At 40.4% G+C, this 18,785-nt stretch carries 15 protein-coding genes and 3 tRNA genes; 6 read left to right on the forward strand and 12 right to left on the reverse strand.

The window, feature by feature from the left end; genetic code table 11:
- Positions 1-24 precede the first annotated feature (24 nt).
- Positions 25-1,197 (reverse strand): acetylornithine transaminase, encoded by a 1,173-nt coding sequence (locus MmiHf6_RS05490; RefSeq protein WP_316556801.1) that lies wholly within the window; start codon positions 1,195-1,197, stop codon positions 25-27.
- 127 nt (positions 1,198-1,324) lie between these two features.
- Positions 1,325-1,909: a flavin reductase family protein gene (locus tag MmiHf6_RS05495; RefSeq protein ID WP_316556802.1), complete on the reverse strand. Its 585-nt coding sequence runs from the start codon at positions 1,907-1,909 to the stop codon at positions 1,325-1,327.
- 354 nt (positions 1,910-2,263) lie between these two features.
- Between MmiHf6_RS05495 and MmiHf6_RS05500 the strand changes: the two genes are divergently transcribed.
- Both MmiHf6_RS05500 and MmiHf6_RS05505 read left to right on the forward strand, forming a co-directional pair.
- Positions 2,264-2,335 (forward strand) — tRNA-Thr (locus MmiHf6_RS05500).
- Between the two features lie 549 nt (positions 2,336-2,884).
- On the forward strand, positions 2,885-3,349 hold the full coding sequence (locus tag MmiHf6_RS05505) for a ribbon-helix-helix domain-containing protein (protein ID WP_316556803.1): 465 nt from the start codon (positions 2,885-2,887) through the stop codon (positions 3,347-3,349).
- A 400-nt stretch (positions 3,350-3,749) separates the two neighbouring features.
- Here MmiHf6_RS05505 and MmiHf6_RS05510 read toward each other — a convergent pair whose 3' ends face one another.
- The 5 genes from MmiHf6_RS05510 to lpdD form a co-directional block, all read right to left on the reverse strand.
- Positions 3,750-4,118: a hypothetical protein gene (locus MmiHf6_RS05510; RefSeq protein WP_316556804.1), complete on the reverse strand. Its 369-nt coding sequence runs from the start codon at positions 4,116-4,118 to the stop codon at positions 3,750-3,752.
- Between the two features lie 992 nt (positions 4,119-5,110).
- Positions 5,111-5,185 (reverse strand) — tRNA-Pro (locus MmiHf6_RS05515).
- Between the two features lie 66 nt (positions 5,186-5,251).
- Positions 5,252-5,326 (reverse strand) — tRNA-Pro (locus tag MmiHf6_RS05520).
- A gap of 147 nt (positions 5,327-5,473) precedes the next feature.
- Positions 5,474-6,034, reverse strand: a complete 561-nt coding sequence (locus MmiHf6_RS05525; protein ID WP_316556805.1) for a UbiX family flavin prenyltransferase — start codon at positions 6,032-6,034, stop codon at positions 5,474-5,476.
- Between the two features lie 19 nt (positions 6,035-6,053).
- A complete protein-coding gene (gene lpdD, locus MmiHf6_RS05530; RefSeq protein ID WP_316556806.1) occupies positions 6,054-6,398 on the reverse strand; it encodes a prenylated flavin chaperone LpdD in 345 nt (114 codons plus the stop codon).
- 141 nt (positions 6,399-6,539) lie between these two features.
- Between lpdD and MmiHf6_RS05535 the strand changes: the two genes are divergently transcribed.
- The gene (locus MmiHf6_RS05535; protein WP_316556807.1) at positions 6,540-7,382 is read left to right on the forward strand and encodes a TatD family hydrolase; all 843 of its coding nucleotides are present in this window, start codon (positions 6,540-6,542) and stop codon (positions 7,380-7,382) included.
- Between the two features lie 132 nt (positions 7,383-7,514).
- Here MmiHf6_RS05535 and MmiHf6_RS05540 read toward each other — a convergent pair whose 3' ends face one another.
- Positions 7,515-7,826 carry a hypothetical protein gene (locus MmiHf6_RS05540; RefSeq protein ID WP_316556808.1) on the reverse strand — a complete coding sequence of 104 codons (312 nt, stop codon included), beginning with the start codon at positions 7,824-7,826 and terminating at the stop codon, positions 7,515-7,517.
- Between the two features lie 67 nt (positions 7,827-7,893).
- On the opposite strand from MmiHf6_RS05540, the gene MmiHf6_RS05545 reads away from it, so the two are divergent.
- From MmiHf6_RS05545 to MmiHf6_RS05555, 3 genes are all read left to right on the forward strand, one after another.
- Positions 7,894-8,655 (forward strand): anaerobic ribonucleoside-triphosphate reductase activating protein, encoded by a 762-nt coding sequence (locus MmiHf6_RS05545; RefSeq protein WP_316556809.1) that lies wholly within the window; start codon positions 7,894-7,896, stop codon positions 8,653-8,655.
- Between the two features lie 479 nt (positions 8,656-9,134).
- On the forward strand, positions 9,135-12,752 hold the full coding sequence (locus MmiHf6_RS05550) for a GLUG motif-containing protein (RefSeq protein ID WP_316556810.1): 3,618 nt from the start codon (positions 9,135-9,137) through the stop codon (positions 12,750-12,752).
- A 441-nt stretch (positions 12,753-13,193) separates the two neighbouring features.
- The gene (locus tag MmiHf6_RS05555) at positions 13,194-13,343 is read left to right on the forward strand and encodes a hypothetical protein (protein WP_316556811.1); all 150 of its coding nucleotides are present in this window, start codon (positions 13,194-13,196) and stop codon (positions 13,341-13,343) included.
- Positions 13,344-13,610: 267 nt separating this feature from the next.
- Here the strand turns inward: MmiHf6_RS05555 and MmiHf6_RS05560 are convergent, their stop codons facing one another.
- From MmiHf6_RS05560 to MmiHf6_RS05575, 4 genes are all read right to left on the reverse strand, one after another.
- The gene (locus tag MmiHf6_RS05560; protein WP_316556812.1) at positions 13,611-14,378 is read right to left on the reverse strand and encodes a hypothetical protein; all 768 of its coding nucleotides are present in this window, start codon (positions 14,376-14,378) and stop codon (positions 13,611-13,613) included.
- 5 nt (positions 14,379-14,383) lie between these two features.
- Positions 14,384-14,887: a zinc metalloprotease gene (locus MmiHf6_RS05565; protein ID WP_316556813.1), complete on the reverse strand. Its 504-nt coding sequence runs from the start codon at positions 14,885-14,887 to the stop codon at positions 14,384-14,386.
- A 367-nt stretch (positions 14,888-15,254) separates the two neighbouring features.
- The gene (gene nrdD / locus MmiHf6_RS05570; RefSeq protein ID WP_316556814.1) at positions 15,255-17,564 is read right to left on the reverse strand and encodes an anaerobic ribonucleoside-triphosphate reductase; all 2,310 of its coding nucleotides are present in this window, start codon (positions 17,562-17,564) and stop codon (positions 15,255-15,257) included.
- A 392-nt stretch (positions 17,565-17,956) separates the two neighbouring features.
- Positions 17,957-18,211, reverse strand: coding sequence for a glutaredoxin family protein (locus MmiHf6_RS05575; protein WP_316556815.1), 255 nt, complete (start codon positions 18,209-18,211; stop codon positions 17,957-17,959).
- Positions 18,212-18,785: the final 574 nt, after the last annotated feature.

An 18,785-nucleotide genomic window follows, 5' to 3' on the forward strand; every position in this document is an offset into this window, starting at 1 on the left:
ATATTTCATCAATTTTTTCATCAATTAATTCGGTCTTACAATTGAATCGATTACTTCGACTACGCGATCGACTTCTTCTTTTGAAATCGTCAACGGCGGAATCAAACGAATGACATTTCCGGCCGTCACGTTCAAAAGAACGCCTTTTTCGGCTGCGGCATCCATAAAGTATCCGCATTCATGATTTAATTCGATTCCGATCATGAGTCCCATGCCGCGAATATTGACAACGTCATTGCGTTCCATTTTGGAAAGTTTTTCAATGAAATATTGTCCCATATTTGCCGCGTTTTCAAGCAGATTGTCTTCTTCGATTGTTTCCATAACGGCAAGCGACGCCGCGCAAACGAGCGGGCTGCCGCCAAAAGTCGTCCCGTGTTCGCCTTTTTCAAAGGACAGGCTTTCACAAGCAGCAAACGCGCCCATCGGAAGACCGCCGCCGATGGCTTTTGCCATTGTCAGAATGTCCGGCTGAACATTATAATGGTCTTTGCAGAACCATTTTCCGGTACGACCGAATCCGGTTTGGACTTCATCGAAGATGAGAACCAAATCTTTTTTGTCGCAAATTTCACGAACTTCTTTGAGATATTCGGCATTGGAGACATTCACGCCGCCTTCTCCCTGAAGCGGTTCTAAAATAACGCCCGCAATATCATCCGTGACCGCTTTTTCGATTGCTGACGCGTCGCCGTAGTTGACGAAAGTTGCCGGTTTCACGAGCGGCACAAACGGGTCGCGGTATTTGATATTAGCAGTTGCGCCGAGCGATCCGATCGTTCGTCCGTGAAATGCGTTATTGGTTGAGATGAAGCTGTTCTTTTTGGTGTGCAGCTTTGCAAGTTTCATGGCGCCGTCGTTGGCTTCTGCGCCCGAGTTGCAGAAAAAGACTTTGGAAAGCCCTGTGATCTGAACCAATTTTTCGGCGGCGTTCGCTTGCGGAATATTGTAATAATAATTTGAAATGTGGATGAGCTGCTCTGCCTGCTCTTTAATTGCGTTGACTAATTTTTGATTGGAATATCCGGTTGCATTGACGGCGATTCCCGCAACGCAGTCGATGTATTCTTTGCCGAAAATATCAATCAAACGGCAGCCCTCGCCGCCCGTAAAAAGCAGCGGCTTGCGGCCGTATGTCGGCATAACATATTGATTGTCTTTTTCGACAACGGATTTATAAATTGATTCGGGGTCCATTCTTCTCCCTCTTGATTTAAAATAATTAATAATAAAAATAATAATTTTTGAAGATGAATATTTAATTTCGATTTATTATCAAATTCAATTGTTATTCAAATTCGATTGTGATTCAAATTCGATTTGTTTATTCGCTCTTGTCTTTGATTTCTTTTCCGATTGAGAAGGCTTTGCCGACTTCGTCGCCGACTTTGTAATAGCTTCTGTCTGTCGGGGAATACACAAGCGGTTTCAGCTTTTGAATTTCAATGCTGTCTTTGTGGTCTAAAATTTCTTCATCGGCTTTGATATCAATGATTTGTCCGATCAAAACAAAATGCGATCCGAGATTCATTCTGTCGGTCAATTTGCATTCCAAATGCATCGGAAATTCTTTGATGTAAGGCGCGTTGACTTTTTCGGCGCGCTCTGCCGTGAGTCCTGCTTTTGCGATTTTGTCTTCATCTCTTCCGGAAGCGATGCCGAAATAATCGGTTTCTGCCGCGAATTCCTCTGACGGAATACAAACGGTAAACTCTCTTTTGGCGAGAACATTTTCGTAAGTGTATCTGCTCGGCTGAATTGCAACAGCGACACACGGCGGATTTGAGTTGACGATTCCGCCCCACGCGACTGTCATTGCGTTTGCGCGTTCATTTTTGTCATATGTAACGATGACCCATGCGGGTGTCGGGAATGCTGCCGTTGACGGTCCGAGAGATTTGAATGTCATATTTATTCACCTGTAAATGATTTCATATTTTTTTTGATTTTTAAATATTAAAATATTAAAATTGAAATTTGAATTTGAATTTTAATTTGAAATTTATTGAATTTTTAGATTTATTTGATAATTTGAATATTTCAGCATAATACACTCCGGCTTATTAAATTAATGTATCCGGTACGAAAAATGAAAACTAAAAACGAAATCAAAACAAAATTGAATGAAAATAAAAATGGAAATAAAATGGAAATGAAAATAAAATGAAAGTAAAATGGAAATTGAAGATTGGAAATTGAAATCCGAAAATAATCTTTAAATATCTTAAAGACTACTAAGGAATTCTGTTTTATTTCAAAAAGCGCCGTTGTGGCTTAGCGGTATAGCGGCTGATTCGTAATCAGCAGGCCGGGGGTTCAAGTCCCCCCAACGGCTTCCGTTACTTAAGTCAAGTCCCTGATGCGGAAATCGCATCGGGTGAAAATCCGGGATAAAATAAGGGCTTTGACCAAAATGTCAACAGCCCACGGGTCGGCTTTTTTATTTTTATGATTTCATCATAAAAGAGTAAAATTAATTTTTAAAAAACGTTTTCAAATGAGCGACTTTCCAAAATTATCCCCTCTGAAAAGTATTTTTAGAAAAACGATGTAAAGAATTAGCCGCTCGACAAGGGGTTGAATTGAAAAGTCGAGCGACACACTGATTGAATGATTTTGCCGATTCTTGCGGCAAAATAATTTTCAAGTAATTCTGAATGCAGATAGTTTTCAAAGCCAACTTTCTGAATTAAAATTCGAAGTTAACTTTCAAATTAACATTCGTAATTACCGAAACGATTTTGACAAAAACATTTTTTATTTTCGCCACGAATTATTGCATATGTAATTAATATATTTAAAACTTTTCAAAATTATTACCGTTGCAATAAATTATTATAAAATGAATAAGAACGATAATAAGAATAAAATTAAATTTAAGGATATGAGTCAGCACAATCGTAAAAAGCTGTCAATTTCCTTATCGATTAGTGAAACTCTTCTTAAAAAAATAACAGCGATTGTAGAAAGCGGTGATTTTGCGACAAATTCCGATCTGATTTATGTTTCAATCTGTGAATTTTTAGGCATTATTTCATACCGCGAAGAAAAAGAACTGTTTGAACTGGAATCTTTTTTGGATTCGGTTCCGGAAGATATCGGGCCCAAAGTTTCAGTTTCAGCGACAGTCAATCCGTTTATTTATTCAAAACTGAAACAGATTTCAAGACAAACCAATTACAATCAGTCTGCAATCATTCGAAAAGCAATTCTTTATTTTATGGAGCGTTACAACAATCCGCCCCTACCCCTTCAAGACACGACCGAATATGCTTCGTTTCCCGCATCTGAAATAGAGCTGAAAGAGTTTATCATTCGAACAATTCAGGAAATGAAAAAACAAGAATGAAAATTTGGGATATTGTTTTTAATTTTTTATTATTTTTAAAATGAATTGTTTTTGAAATTTTTGTTTTTTAAATATTGATGCTTAACTTATTTTTCAGATAGAGTTGAGCCTTTCAAGAATGTTTAATTGAATGTTTAATTTAATCTTATTTGTTTAAACTCTTTAATTGTTTAAATTAAAATTGTTTAAATTTAAACTTATTTTCATTTTTCAACCCGAAATTTAAAAACCGAATAAAAATTATGGTCGCTCGGCGGGGTTGAATAAGTTTGCCGAACGACACCCTGTTGTTAACCAAACACTTTCGCTTTGAGCGGTTAACATCAGGATATAGAATTCTCTTTTATTTATTGTTTTTGACAAGATTTTTTTGAAAAGATATAATTATGAACCCCTGTGATTAACTTAAAAGGTTCACTTCCGTGTATGTCCAATTGCAGACAACATACGCTTTCTTTGATTCTGTGTCTTCGTTGATTAAGAAGACATGGCAATTGTTGTAGCCGGTGCCGTCTTTTTCATCATCGTCTTCATAATTGACGGTGGTGAAACCGGACCCGGCGCCGATCATAGAGAGCGCTTGAATATAATTTTGATCTTTTAAATCAATTTCAAATTTAACTTTTAATTGATCGGGAACATGAAGACTGAAAACTCTGCCGTTCTCGTCAAAGAACTGTTCGTCATTTTCTTTCATGCTCAACAATTTAAAGTTTTCAACATCAAACTTGGAACCGTCATTGAATTTAATGTAGCTGTGATGCGTCATTTATACATCCTTCCGTGGATTTAAACAATCAACCGAATATATTTATGATATAATAGTCGATTAATTACAATAATGTATACTACAGATATATAGATATCCATTCAAAAATTAATTCAGGATGTTTTAGGATATTTTTCAGGATACTTTTTAGAAAAATTCCGGATATTTTTTAGATATTTTTGATTTTTTTGGATACTTAACACTAACTTCATTTTAAAAAACCAAATTAAAGAGATTTTTATTAAAATTAAAGGAATATTTATATACATGATATAATGTTTTACGAGTATCACATATTTGTTTACAGAAGCAATGAAAAATCGTTATGTAAACAAGTATTCACATTCTTGGAATGTGCAGGTTACGTAAGAAAGGATCGGATCGCCGTTGAGCGCCGCCCGAAAAGATCGGGGCGCTGCTGCGCACCACCCGAAAATTGGGGCGCCGCTACGCGCCGCCCAAAAAACAAAAACAAAAAAACAATTCGCTCCCTTTCATAAGGGTTCAAAAAAGGTGATAAAAATGTTTGAAGAAGACTTTTTTGAAGTCGACGAACTTCAATATAAGACAAGAGACGGTGTTGATGTCGAATATGAATACGTATTCGATGCCGGAAAATATTTCAGGATGCTGAAATAATGACCGCCAAAAAACAAAAAAAGGTCAGTTTCTTGTACTATTGCATGACAAAATGCACGGAACAATTCCGTGCGTTATGCAATTTTTTTTATTTTTCTAATTTATTAAAATTTTCCACTTTTCATTTTTCTCATTTTAGATTTTCTACTCTTCATTTTTCGGATTTTAGATTCTCTAACATTTTGTTTTAAATTCGCTCATTTTCACAAAATGAAAAGGCTGCCGCTGCTTCATTCATACTTCTAAAACAAGTCATAAAAAGAAGAAGTCATAAAAAGAAGAAGTCATAAAAAGAAGAAGTCATAAAAAGAAGAAGTCATAAAAAGAAGAAGTCATAAAAAGAAGAATTGAAATGGGATAGCGCGGATTTGAACCGCAGTCCGAACGTCCCGAACGTCCGAGGATGGACCAAGCTACCCTACTATCCCATGCTGAAAACATAGAAATAAGAATTTTCGGGAATGATAAAAGAATTTGTTGATATTTTAATCTTATGGGATAGCGCGGATTTGAACCGCGGTCCAAGCGTCCCAAACGCTCGAGGATGGACCAAGCTACCCTACTATCCCTTGCTGATTATGAAAATACCGTTATCGTGCCGCTGCCGCAACTGCTGTAACCGCAGTCACCGCCGCAACGGACATAGAAACACTTTCTGATTTATAAAGATTTTGATTTTTAAAAAGAACCCGATAATGTTTTTCAATTATTCGATTTCATTCGCTTTCTTTCCAGCGTTTATAAACATGATTTTCAATGCCCGCCAAATCCAATGCGCGTCCCGCCATGATATTGTACAAATCATCAATCGTTTGCGGCCGGCTGTAAAATCCGGGGCTTGCCGGAAGAATCGTTGCGCCCGCTTTCTTTGCGGCAACCATGTTTTCCAAATGAATCAGGCTGAATGGAGTTTCGCGAACCATTAAAATCAGTTTCCGCTCTTCTTTTAAACAAACATCGGCGGCGCGGACAAGCAAATTGTCGGAAATGCCGTTTGCGACTTGACCGAGCGTTTTCATGCTGCACGGCGCAATAATCATGCCGGCCGTTTTATAAGAACCGCTTGCAATCGGCGCCGAAAAATCCTTTTCATCCCAAACGAAATCCGCCATTCTTTTGACATTTTCGGGATCATAATCGGTTTCCGTCAAAATGATTTCTTCAGCGGCTTTTGTCATAATCAAATGCGTTTGAATGTCCGTTTCTTTTAAAATATCAAGCAAACGAATGCCGTAGCCTGCGCCTGAAGCGCCGCTGATTCCGATAATAAGTTCCATATTTTTACCTGTTTTGTCCTTAAGAATTTTTCAAACAATTCTGAATCATTTCACGACATACGCTTTCAATTTCTTCGATTTCTTCCAATGAAATTTCATCCAAATGAATGCCGACGGCAAACAAAACCGTTTTTTTCGTGTCTTTGCTGATTGCCTTGGCGCCGTAGAGAGCGATTTCTTCTTCCTTGTGACCGGGCGCGGAAATGACGGACGCCGTTGTCCGGCCCGTTTCTTTGTCGACATATGCAAGAGCTGCCGCGCCGATATGCGCTTTGCCGCCTGTTAACGTGACCGACAAATCGACTCCGACTTCTCTTTCTTCAAGAACAAGGGTCAGGCGACCAATCGTTTTGGATGTTTTCATTCAGACCACCGTTTTATTGCAGATTTAAAATAATTTGAATAATGAAAATCTTTTATAAAAATAAAATGAACAGACAACAATAAATATTTAATTCAATTTTCAAAATCTAAAAATTTAAAAATCAAAAAACGAGGAACGACCATGTCTCAGCTTCCGATTACGGATAATCACATTCACATTGATATGAAGCGCGGCCGCGGCTTAGATGCTGTCCGCGACTTTCAAAACGCGGGCGGAACGCACATGTTTTTAGTCTCGCTTCCGAGCCGTCATCTCGGGGTTTCCGTGAAAAAGCCAGAAGATTACAAAACCGTTTTTGATCTGACGATTGAAGCCGCTTCCAAAATCAATGAAACCGGCGTCACCGCGTTTCCCGTATTGGGAATCCATCCGGTCGACATTCTTTATTTGTCCGAAGAAAACGGCGTTAAAAAAGCCGTTGAAATCATGTGCGGCGGATTTGATATTGCCGCGTCATACGTTCAAAAAGGAGATGCAATTGCGCTGAAAAGCGGCCGCCCTCATTTTCCGGTCGAGCCCGATATTTTAAGCGCTTCCAATCAAATCATGAGTCACGTTTTCGAGCACGGCAGAGATTTGAAATGCGCCGTTCAGCTTCACGTCGAAGATATGACCCCGGAAAGCATCAAAGATATTGCCGAAATTGCAAAAAAAGCAGGCATCGGAACTGAAAAAATCGTCAATCATCACGCAACGCCGCTCGTTTCCGCGGCGGAAGTTTTCGGCATTTACCCGAGCATTCCGGCTGCCAAGGATAATATTGAAATCGCGTTTGAGCAGGGAAGTCGTTTTTTGATGGAAACCGATTACGTTGACGACCCCGACAAACCGGGTTTTGTTCTCGGTCCCAAAACCGTTCCGAAGAAAACGAAAAAACTGATTGAAACGATCGGCGAAGAACCGTTTTGGAGCATTCATCAGGAGATTCCGAGCAAGATTTATGATGTCGATATTGAAATTTGAAAAACAATTCCTCTTTTTGACTTATTTTTGAAAATTGTACCTGCCGTTTTTATTTTATTTTTTTAAAAATTGTACTTGCTGTTTAAATTTTATTTTTTTAAAAATTGTACCTGCTGTTTAAATTTTATTTTTTTAAAAATTTGTGCAGCTCGCGCGCGGGCGCAAGCCAAAAAGTGGCGAAAAAGTGACGAAAAAGTGGCGAAAAAGTGGCGAAAAGTGACGAAAAAGTGGCGAAAAGTGACGAAAAAGTGGCGAAAAAGTGACGAAAAAATCGCGAAGCGATTTTTTCATAAACACCGCCCTCCAAGCGCAAACAAACACCTCCCTCCCACTGCAAACAAACACCTCCCTCCCACTGCAAACAAACACCGCCCTCCCACTGCAAACAAACACCGCCCTCCCACTGCAAACAAACACCGCCCTCCCACTGCAAACAGAAACCACACTCCCATCGCCAACCTGGAAAAGCGCAAACCTAAAATTTTAATAACTCCGCCCCCTTTTCACATTTATGATTGCAAATGTCGGCGGCGTCGTTCCGCTTTCAACGGTTGACTGGCACGGGAGATCTTCCGTTGTCGTCTTCTTGAACGGCTGTCCCTTCCGCTGCGGTTACTGTCACAATTATGATTTGCTGACAAAATCCAATCCGACGGATTTGGAACTTGTTAAAAAACGGATCAAAGAATCAAAACCTTACGTCAGCGCCGTTGTTTTTTTGGGCGGCGAGCCGCTGATGCAGGAAAATGCGGTTGAAGAAATCGCGGCATTTGCAAAAGAAAATAATCTTCTTGTCGGCATTCATACAAACGGATTTTATCCCGAAGCAGCGGCTTTGTTGATTGAAAAAAAACTGGCGGATAAATTTTTCATTGATATTAAAGCGCCGCTTGAAAATGAAATTTATAACAAGACTGCCGGTATTCAAAATGAAAAAATAAGCGAACGAATTCAGGAAACGATTCGAATCGTTGATGAAAGTTCGGCGGAGCTGGAAATCAAAACAACCGTTTTTCCGGAATTGGTCGGCACAAAAGAGCAAATCGCCGAGATTTCGAAATGGATAAATGAAAACATTCATCAAAAAGAAAAACTGACCTGCGTTCTTCAGCAGGGCAAAGGCGGAAATTCAAACGATCCCGTTTTTCAAGAAATGACTTTTTTATCGCCCGAAGAAATGGATATTTTAGTTGAGATTGTTCTTGAAAATTTAAAAAATACAGCCGTTTTTACGCAAACCGATGAAGAAGGGCGTGTTTTGAAAAAGAAATGAAATTTTGTTTTTTACATTAATTTGTTTTTTTACATTAATTTGTTTTTTACATAATTTACGTAAATTTCATTTTAGATTTTTCATTTTTACATTTTTATTTTTACATTTTTATTTTTACATTTTTATTTTTACATTTTTATTTTTACATTTTTTGATTTCATATTATTAGATTCAATTTCGAATATTTTGCATGTTTACCGCATCGTTTTTTGAATAATCAGATTTTTGAACAATAAATCAAATTTTCACAGATTTGACAAAACAAAGACCATCAGCCGTCTTTTCAAAACCGAGACAGTCTCAAATATTTGAAATTGATTCATATAAAAATAAACTGAAAAAATAAAATAATACATTAGATATAAATATAAAAAATGATTAGTATTGAAAATGATTTGTATTAAGAAATAACGATTAACATCATATGAAAATTTAGAAGGAACTGTATGAAAAACAGAATAACAATATTCGGGGTTATATTGGCAATAGGAGTGATTTTTGCATTCTCGGGAGTTGTCGCCGCTGATTCCGGCTTTGCGGGCGGAGACGGCAGCGCGGAAAACCCGTACCAAATTGCAGATATCGACCAGCTGAATGCAATGAGAAACGATTTGAGTGCAAACTATATTCTGATCAGTGACATCGATATGTCTTCATATACCGTTTGGGAACCGATTGGAACAATCGAATGGGTCAAAAGCGCAAATACCTGGAAAAACGAAATTCCGTTTACGGGAACATTTGACGGCGCGGGTTATACCATTTATAATTTTACACATCTCCCCGAAACGAAAGATGTCTTTACCGACGGCAGACAAGCCGACGGAAACGGAAACGGACTTTTCGGCTACATCAAAGACGCAACCATACAAAATGTGCGCATGGAAAATATCAAAATCGCAAGCACCATTATGGACCACAACAATGTCGGGCCTTTGGTCGGGCAAATAGAAAACTCTTCCGTGATTAATTGTTCAAGCGTGAACGGTTCCGTTGAATTGACAGGCATTTTGTGGCTGTCCAATGCCGGAAATGCCGGCGGATTAATCGGAAAAGCCGGAAACAGTTCCATTGAAAACTGCTACTCGAATGTATCCGTTAAAACGCATTTCCACCGTGTCGGCGGTCTGGCCGGCGGTATTTGGAACACGAATGTTTCAAATTGTTCGGCTGACGGAGACGTTGCAGGACGATCTTGTGTCGGCGGTTTGATCGGCGACTCATACATCAGCAGCAGCACCGATGTTTATATCACAAACAGCTTCGCAACAGGAAACGCATCTTCAATTTCCGTCCCCTGCTTAAACAATTCATTGCCGGACGGATATAACATGATCAACAGCGGTCAAGTCGGAGGATTTATCGGCTGGATTTCTCAATCTGCTTCAACAGACGGCACGCTGAATTTGACATACGTTTTAAACTGTTATTCAACAGGAAATGCCATTAATGAAAACGGAACAACCGCCGGCGGATTTGTCGGCGAATATCAAAACGGTGTCATTTCCGACTGCTATGCAACCGGAACGGTTTACGCACACGGATATGTATATGACAACGGTACCCATAAGCTCGGTTATGCGGGCGGATTTGCCGGAAAAATGGCGAACGGAACGATTCAAAACAGTTTCGCATCCAATACAGTCACCACTGTTGATGAAGCAGGCGGATTTGTCGGACAAATGTCAGGCGGAACGATTCGGGAATCTTATGCCGTAACAAATACAACCGCCGAAAATTCATCAGCCGGCGGATTTGTCGGATTTATGAGATGCGGCGTCATTGAAGAATGTTATGCGGCAGGCGATGTTTATTCAAAAAGTGAAGCAGGCGGTTTTGTCGGACTCGTTAACGATACCACAGGCGGATACGAAGTCAAAATCAACAACACATATTCTGTTTGTGATGTCGCGGCAGCGCAAGGCAATGCAGGCGGATTTGTCGGACAAATCATTGCAAACGGCGCAAACATTTCAATTGCAAACAGCTACGCGGCAGGCAGTGTCAAAACAGACAGCGGCAGTTCGGGCGGTTTGATTGCGCAGTCCGGTAAAAGTGTCCTTTCAAATGCGTTTTTTGACAATGTTACGACGGAAAAGACGACAACTGCCGGCGGCACAGGCGGCAAGGGTAAGAATACGACTGAAATGAAAAACATCAGTATTTTTGAAAATGCCGGCTGGGATATTACGAAAGGAGAGCCGCAGGGTTCATCTGTTTGGTATATTCTGGAAGATTACAGCTATCCGCTTCTGACGGCTTTTTATCCCGAAACGATTTATGTCGGAAACGAAGAACAGTTCAAAATGATCGGAACACGCGCTTACGATTACGATTCGGACGGGTCCGGACAGAAAAAGTTCTGGCACACGAATGCAAATTACGTGCTGGCTGCCGACATTGACCTCTCAGAAACAGAGTTTGAGCCGTTCGGAACCGTTTCTTTGCCGTTTAAAGGCAATCTGACAAATCAGGGTGATTATGTCATCAGCAATTTGAAAATCGAAAAACCGGCTGAAGAAAACGTCGGGTTGTTCAGTTTTGCCAAAAAAGCAGTTATTGACGGAATTATGATTGAAAACGCATCCGTCTTGGGCGATTATGCTGCGGGAACTTTTATCGGAACAGGCGAAAATGTCACGCTTATTGACTGCGCTGTCGTTTCCGGAAATATTTCGGCATATCAGGAAGCGGGCGGATTGATTGGCAAAACCGACGGCGCTGTTTTGACAAACTGTTCTTTTGAAGGCGATTTTGTCAAAGCGGAAGGAACATATTATGCCGGCGGACTCATTGGAAACGCTGCGAATATAACTGTTTCAAACAGCCGCGCAAATGTCAAAGAAGTTTATTCCGAAAATGAATATGCGGGCGGTTTGGTCGGCGCTGTTTCAGAGACAGGATCGTCTTCACCCTCTTCATCTCTTTCAGCTGTTTATCAAAGCAGCTTTACCGGAAATGTGACGGCAGGCTATGCTTTTGCAGGCGGTCTCATCGGACAGGCTGAAAACGTAACGGTCAGCCAAAGCTTCGCCAAAGGAGATGTGACGGCAGACACGCACACGGCCGGCGGACTCATCGGCGCTTTGTCAAACGGAACGATTACAGAATCATTCGCGACAACCGGAACTGTTTCTGCTTACGGCATCGCAGGCGGGCTTGTCGGCTTTGCAGACGGCGCAACAGTCATCATTCAAGACGGTATCGCAACCAATTCCGTTCACACGGAAGAAGGAAAGGCGGGCGGTCTTGTCGGCGTTGCTGCGACTTCTGCGCCGCTTCAAATCAAAAACAGTTTCGCTTTGAACGAATACGTGAACGGAACCGCTGATGTCGGCGGTTTGGTCGGAACAGTTTCCGGAGGAAGCGTTCAGACTGTCGGCAGTTTCAGCTGGAGCGGTATGCAAAACGGCGATGCGCTTGTGAGCGCGGGAACGGGTATTCACGGAACAGAAATTGATTCGATTGATGTGTGGGACACTTTTGATGACAGCGGTTCCTGGGACATTCTTTCAAAGAGTAATTGGCAGCAGGATAAATACAGAAGATATTTGCTTCCGATTTTGTCCTGGCAGGAGCAGCCTTTCATTGCCGAAGCTTTGTATTTGGCGCCGGATGAAATGCAAAATCTGTATTATGTGACGTATGTCGGAAACGGAAATGATGCTGCAGGCGTTCCTGTTGACGATAATAATTACATCTTAAATGACATCGTTACCGTGATGAGCAACGATTCAATGGTGAACGGAGATGCGAAATTCATCGAATGGAACACCGAAAGCAACGGAAAAGGTGAAAGTTTCGCACCGGGCGGCACTTTTAAAATCACAGGCGATGTGATTTTGTACGCGCAGTGGAAATCTGTCGGCACGGATGAAAAAACCGAAAACAAAACAAGAAATTCAGGATCAGGCAACAGCAATTCTCTTGGCTCAAAAATCGTACCGGCTGAAGGAACAACCCCGGGTGAAGGATATGAAACTCAAACATTGCCGGAATATATCGGAAATGCGGTCAGTCTCCCGCTGATTCTGCTTGTCTTTTTGACGGTAGTTTGTTTCTATGTTTACCGTAAAACGGAAGAGGATGAAAATTAAAATGAACGGCTGAATTTTTCAGCTGTTTTATTTCTTTTTTGTTTTATTTCTTTTTTTATACTGTCGTTTGCGTTGTTGTCTGCACAGGCGACCGCCGCGTGCGAGCTGCTCCATTTTTCAATATATTTTCAAACCTGTTCTGCCATTTTATTTTATTTTGAATGAAACCTAAACATCCTATTTTCAAAAATCGGTGAATCTGAACGCCCGATAAAACCCTAATCTTAATTTTTAGATTTTGGATAAAAGAAGGCGTTCCGTTTTGAATAATTTTGATAAAAGATGATGTTTCAATTAAGTTTTAGATTGGATTAATTTCGAAAGCCGCCCCTCCAACGACGAGTTCACGAGCGAAGCGAGTGAAGGAGGAGATGGAGATTCTGACTATGAGTCAACGAATCTGCAAACGCTGACATTTTAATTGTCACGGCAATCAGCTGAGTGCGAACTTTTTATTCGTCGTTGAAAAAATCCGCCAAGTCTCGATTCCCTCCGCTTCGCTGCGTGAACTTGAAACTGCGTTTTTTACTGCTACTGTTTCCGCTCGGCAGCTGCCGCCCGCCGCGCGAGCCGCACAAACTTAAAAAATAAAATCTAAAATCGAAGAATGATTTTTCAAAATAAATTCAAATCTGAAGAGCAAATTTACAAAACAGATTCAAAAAGAAGAACAAAATTTGCAAATAAACAAAAAAAATCGTCAAAAAATAAAAAATACAGCTGTTTTTACACAAACAGATGAAGAAGGGTGTATTGAAAAGAGCAAAGTGTCTGAAATCATTCAGTTGCTTTGAATTATTAAAAAATTAAACAATAACAAAAATCATAAGTGATGATTTTTATTATTGTTATCACGAATTATGCCAAAATTGATCGTTTCTCAATTTCTTCGTTTGCAATCGGCCTGAACCGGAAATAATCTTTAATTCCTGATTCTGCAAGCTTTTTGTACATCAGAACTTCTTCAAAATCATCACTGTTTTGATCATAATTTTCTAACAAAATCCGGTAATCAGGATAGAAAATTGTACAATATCCGTCATCCTGAGTAACAGTCATGAATAAATAGACTTCTCCCTCCTGCAAAATAGAATCATCGGCTCCTAAAAACCCATAGTATCCGTTTTCATCTTTTTCAAAAGCGTCTTTTGATACTTTCGTTCCTTTTAATTTTTTCTCTAAACCTTCTTCCGTATAATATCCGCCGGATTGATTTAAAACGATTTTATTCTCAAGGGCAGGACCTTTTACCAGATCAATAACTTCAATGTGATATCTGTTGTAGGGTATAGGGTAACTGTCAGTTGAACTGTTCACTTGATAATTTCCGATATGTTCTGTGACTTTTCCAACAAAGATATGATCACAATAAGCAATCCGGTATTGAGGGGATGTGGTGCCGTACAACTCAACATCTTTTGAAAGTGTTTCAAATCCTTTTTTCAAATTCGCATAATCTTCCTCAGTTACGGTAATACCGTATGTTTCTTTTGTTGATTTTTGAAAAGCCAAAAAATCTGATTGAGACGTATCTTTTTCAAACTGAATTTGACTTGCAGCGGAAAGAGACAACAAGGCAACAAGTGCAAAACATGCAAAAACCCAAATGAATTTATGTTTTATCATTATGATTACCTCCATAAACAATTGTATACTTCTTTATCTTTAGAACCAAGGTACGTTTGAGAAGATTTCCCGGGTTTCATAATATTTCCGGAAAAAGCTGATAACTCTCCAATTCCCAATGCATGCCCCAATTCGTGTGTTGCTGTTTTTACTCTCTCACTGTAAGTGAATGTATCAAGAACAGGTTTATAAAAGTAAATATAATTCCGATTGGAATTATATACGCCTGGAGTTGTTGGTTCATTTGGGTCATATGTATTTACATACGTAATCGTTATGTCTTGTAAGGTTAAGGCAGTATCTTTAGAAATATTGACTTTTCCCAATGCGTTCCATGTGTTTATTCCGGCATTTAATTCATTGATGAAAGAGCTGTTAACAGACCCTCCCCAATGCATATTATAGCCGGAATCAACGGAATGGGGAATGTGATAACCACATGCACTTGCATTAGATATCATTGCAAAAATAATTAGCAAACTCATTCCTATCATCATTTTTGATTTCATATAATTTCCTCACTATACGCTGTAATTAATTTGCACATCAATCGCTGTATGTGTTAAGAACATCCTGATTTAAGATAACAAAAATCATTGTTCTAACAGCAGATTGTGTACCTTTTCGAGAAGAAACACCGACTATATAAACATTTTTAATATGTTTGAAATGAATAAAACATTACCGTCGATATCACATGTTTTTGCAAATAAAAAATCAGCATCAATGATAACATATAAGAAAAAATAAAAAAAGGAAGGGAGTGAAAAGAGATTTTTAAGTGGCTTCTTTTCGTTCGTTTTTGTTCTTTTCAATCGTTTTGAGTAACCGTTTTTGATGAGAAAAGAAAAGTAAAAAGTTTGATCATTATCGGAATCAAACTTTCAAATTCTTCGGGTCGGCGCGTGTTCTGTCAACAAGCTCCTGCCTTTTGCCTGCATTCCAGCCGTCAACGGACTGCAAATAGCCCGTAATTCTGGACAGATGGTCAATGTTATTGGAACCGCATTTCGGACAGCATTCTTTGATGCCGGATGCAACATAGCCTTCGTCTTTGCAGACCGTCATGTCGCGCGTAAACGCGAAGTAGCCGGTTGCCGTGTTCTTGGCGATGTGCATTGCCATTTCCTGAAGTCCGTCAGGGTCAGGCGTTCCTTCACCGAGCCAAATGTGCAGAATGTTTCCGCCGTCAACGATCGGGAAGAAAGTCTGTTCATAATTGATGCGTTCAATCACGGAAATGTCGGCGCCTGGCGGAATGTGCGTGCCGTTTGTGTAGTAGACCGGCAAGTCTTTCGTTGTTCCGAGCTCCTTTTTCGTCAGCTCGACATCGCCGTTCATGTTGTTTTCAGCTTTTTCGGCGTATTCGGGGTGGAGCAAGTCTGACACTGCAAATCTCTGCGCAGTCGTCTCGGCCGGCGTTCTTGCAAGAGCGATTTCAATATTGTTTTCCTGAGACAGCTTTTGCGCGTGCAGCTTCATTTCGTACATGATGCGAATCGCGAATTTGAACGAGTCTGCGGACTCGTACATGGATTTGCCGGTGTGATACTGAACCATTTCATTGATTCCGATCACGCCGATCGTGTAGACGAGCGCGTCAAAGTCAACGGCGATTGCGCCTTTTTCTCCGGTGTTCGGGTCTTTTGGCGTCATTGCGGCAAACGGAATTCTGTTGGATTCTAACAAATGATCCATCCATTTTTTCTTCACGCGGAAAACTTCAACGGACTTGTTCATGAGATATTTGAGTTCGTCAATCAGTTTTTGGTCGTCGTGGTCGGCTTTGTAGGCGGCGCGCGGGCAATTGAGTGACATGACCATCCAGGAGCCCATGGAGAAGTGTTTGCCGTCTTTAAAGTAAAGCTTGTCATCGAAATCAACGTCGTCTTCAGGATTTGCCGAGAACTGGTAAGCGCAGCACTGGTAACAGCTGATGCCTTCGCCGGCGCCGCGGTATTCCGGAATCTGGTTGTCGAAATACGGCGTCCCGAATTTGGCGGCCAATTCAAAGGTTAAGCGATAGAGTTCTTTGTACGTCAAAACATCGGGATTTGCAGCGTTGAAGGCTTCGTCTTCTTCCATGAAATCCGGTTCGATTGAAATTTCAGGTTTGGGGAAGCTGAAGGGTTTGCCCCAGTCGTCGCCTTTGAGCATGACAACCATGAGCGCGCGGAATCCTTTGCGGACTTCTTTTTCAAGATCGCCGTAGACCCACTTTTTTGTGCCGTTTGTGCCGTCCCAGACTTTGCCCATTGCGACAACAGGTTTGTCTCTCCAAAGTTTCGGAATGCCGGGAGACAGCTGAACGGATGAGAAAACGGTCTGTCCGCCGCGGGCGCACATCATCTGCATCATTTCGTAAACGAACATCTGCATGAGCTGTTCAAGTTCTTTGTCGGTTTTATCAACAAAATACGGCGCGAGGAACGCGAGGAAATTGTAAAAGCCTTGGCCGCCGGCAAAGTTTGTCTGGGCGGATCCCATGACTTTAACGGCGTGAAGGATAGCGACTTCTGCTTTCATGGCGGGGCCGGCAACGCTTGACTGAACGCCGACGCCGTCAGGCATGAGGCCGTAGTAGAAGAAATATCTGAGATCCCAGTCCTGGCAGAACGGGCGTGTTCCGAAGTATTCCAAGTCGTGGATGTGGAAGTCACCGTTTAAGTGAAGGTCGGCAAGATTTCCGGGCATCAAAAGGAGGTTTTGTTCCTTAGACATCTTGTCGGCTTTCTTCTTGTGCGATGTTTCGGCGTTGTCCAATTGGTTGGCGTTGTCGTGGGATTCGAATCCGAGACCGGTGTCGATTTCACAGGCGTCGTAAACGGAGGCGCCGACTCTTGTCATCACGTTACGCCATTCGGTGTGGCCGTGTTCTAAAAGAATGCAGTTGACGATTTCACGAACCAAGGGACCGGAGAGGAATTCAACGCCCATTTTTTTGATGCGCGCTTCGGCTTCTTTTGCGATTTCGACCGCTTCTTCTTTGGTAATTCCGGGAACACCGTAAAAACGCTCTGCAAGCGGCGTTTCTTTCATCAGCTGGCGGACAATTTCGTTTCGGTTCCAATCCATCATGTAACCGTTGGTCGTTCTGACTTTCGGCATGGTCGGAACGGTACCGCCGTCAAGCGTTTGCTGAACTTGTCCTTTGCCTTCTGTGTTTTTGCTGAGTTCTGTAGACATGAGTCGTTTCACCGTAGTTGTTTTTATTATTTTTATTAGATTTGATTAAATTAATTTTTTAGATTTGATTAAGATTTGAATTTAAAATTTAATATTGAGTCCGTTTGAGTTGAGTTTTGATTTAAGTTGAATTTAATTGGGTTCGTTTTGAAGTTCATTTTGAGTTGAATTTTAAATTTGATTTTGGATTAAGGAGTTGATTGATAAGCCGTATAAACTGCGTGTAAGTCATGTGAAAGTAATGTATGATCGGAATATCGGAACAGAAATGTGTGAAGATCCGATTTCGTTTTTAGGTGATGAAAGATGGCGGGTTCAGCAATGAGCTTTTAAATTGGCTATAATTGAAGCGACTCTTGCGAACCTGCATGTGGCGATAAATTGCGTAATTTTTACGCAATCAGTGTCATGATTTGTTCTTCTTTGACGGCGGTTCCTTCAAAGATGTCCTTGTATGTGAGGAATTTGTCGTCGATTTGGAGAACCGGGGCGACGTTTGTAAAAATGTTGTTGACCGCGAGTTCCGTGAGCGCCGCGGGCGTTGTCATGTCCATTTCTTCGTATGCGACGTTGTTGGACCGGAAAAATCCTTTTAAAATTTTGCATTTCGGGCAGACGTCCGTTGTATAAATGATTATCTTTGACAAACCTTTCACCTGTTGCTGTTATTTAATTAATTTTTTTATTTTTTTATTAGTTTTTTTACATTAATTTTTTAATTAAATTTTTAATTAATTTTTTAATTAGTTTTATTAATTTCCGCAATTCTAATTTCTGTTATTCCGTTTTGTGCTCTCTTTTCTTCTGCTTTATCATGAGATTAAGAATGTCAGATTAGCAGATTAAGAAAGTTTTATAGATCTGATAGAAGACAAGCAAACCATACCTTGTCTTTATTTTTAATATCATCAAAGACATTTAAAATATTTATCAAATGCATTTTATTAAAATCCGACAATTAAATTATCGGGAACTTTAGTGAAACTTCAATAACTGTCCTTTTGTTTAATAAGGTTTTTACCACCATCTTTGAATACAAACCCCGAAAACGAATGCAGTAACCACACAGAATTTGGATACAGAAAAAAACGGCAGTTTATAACAGATTTGCCGATAGTTTGATAACATACTTGGTAAAAATTCGACTGCGCTTGATAATTCTGAAAAAGAGTCGAGAATCGTTTGATAAGAGGAAAAACTGAGAAAACGCGAGAAAAAATT

The organism is Methanimicrococcus hongohii, assembly GCF_032594095.1.
Classification (GTDB): domain Archaea; phylum Halobacteriota; class Methanosarcinia; order Methanosarcinales; family Methanosarcinaceae; genus Methanimicrococcus; species Methanimicrococcus hongohii.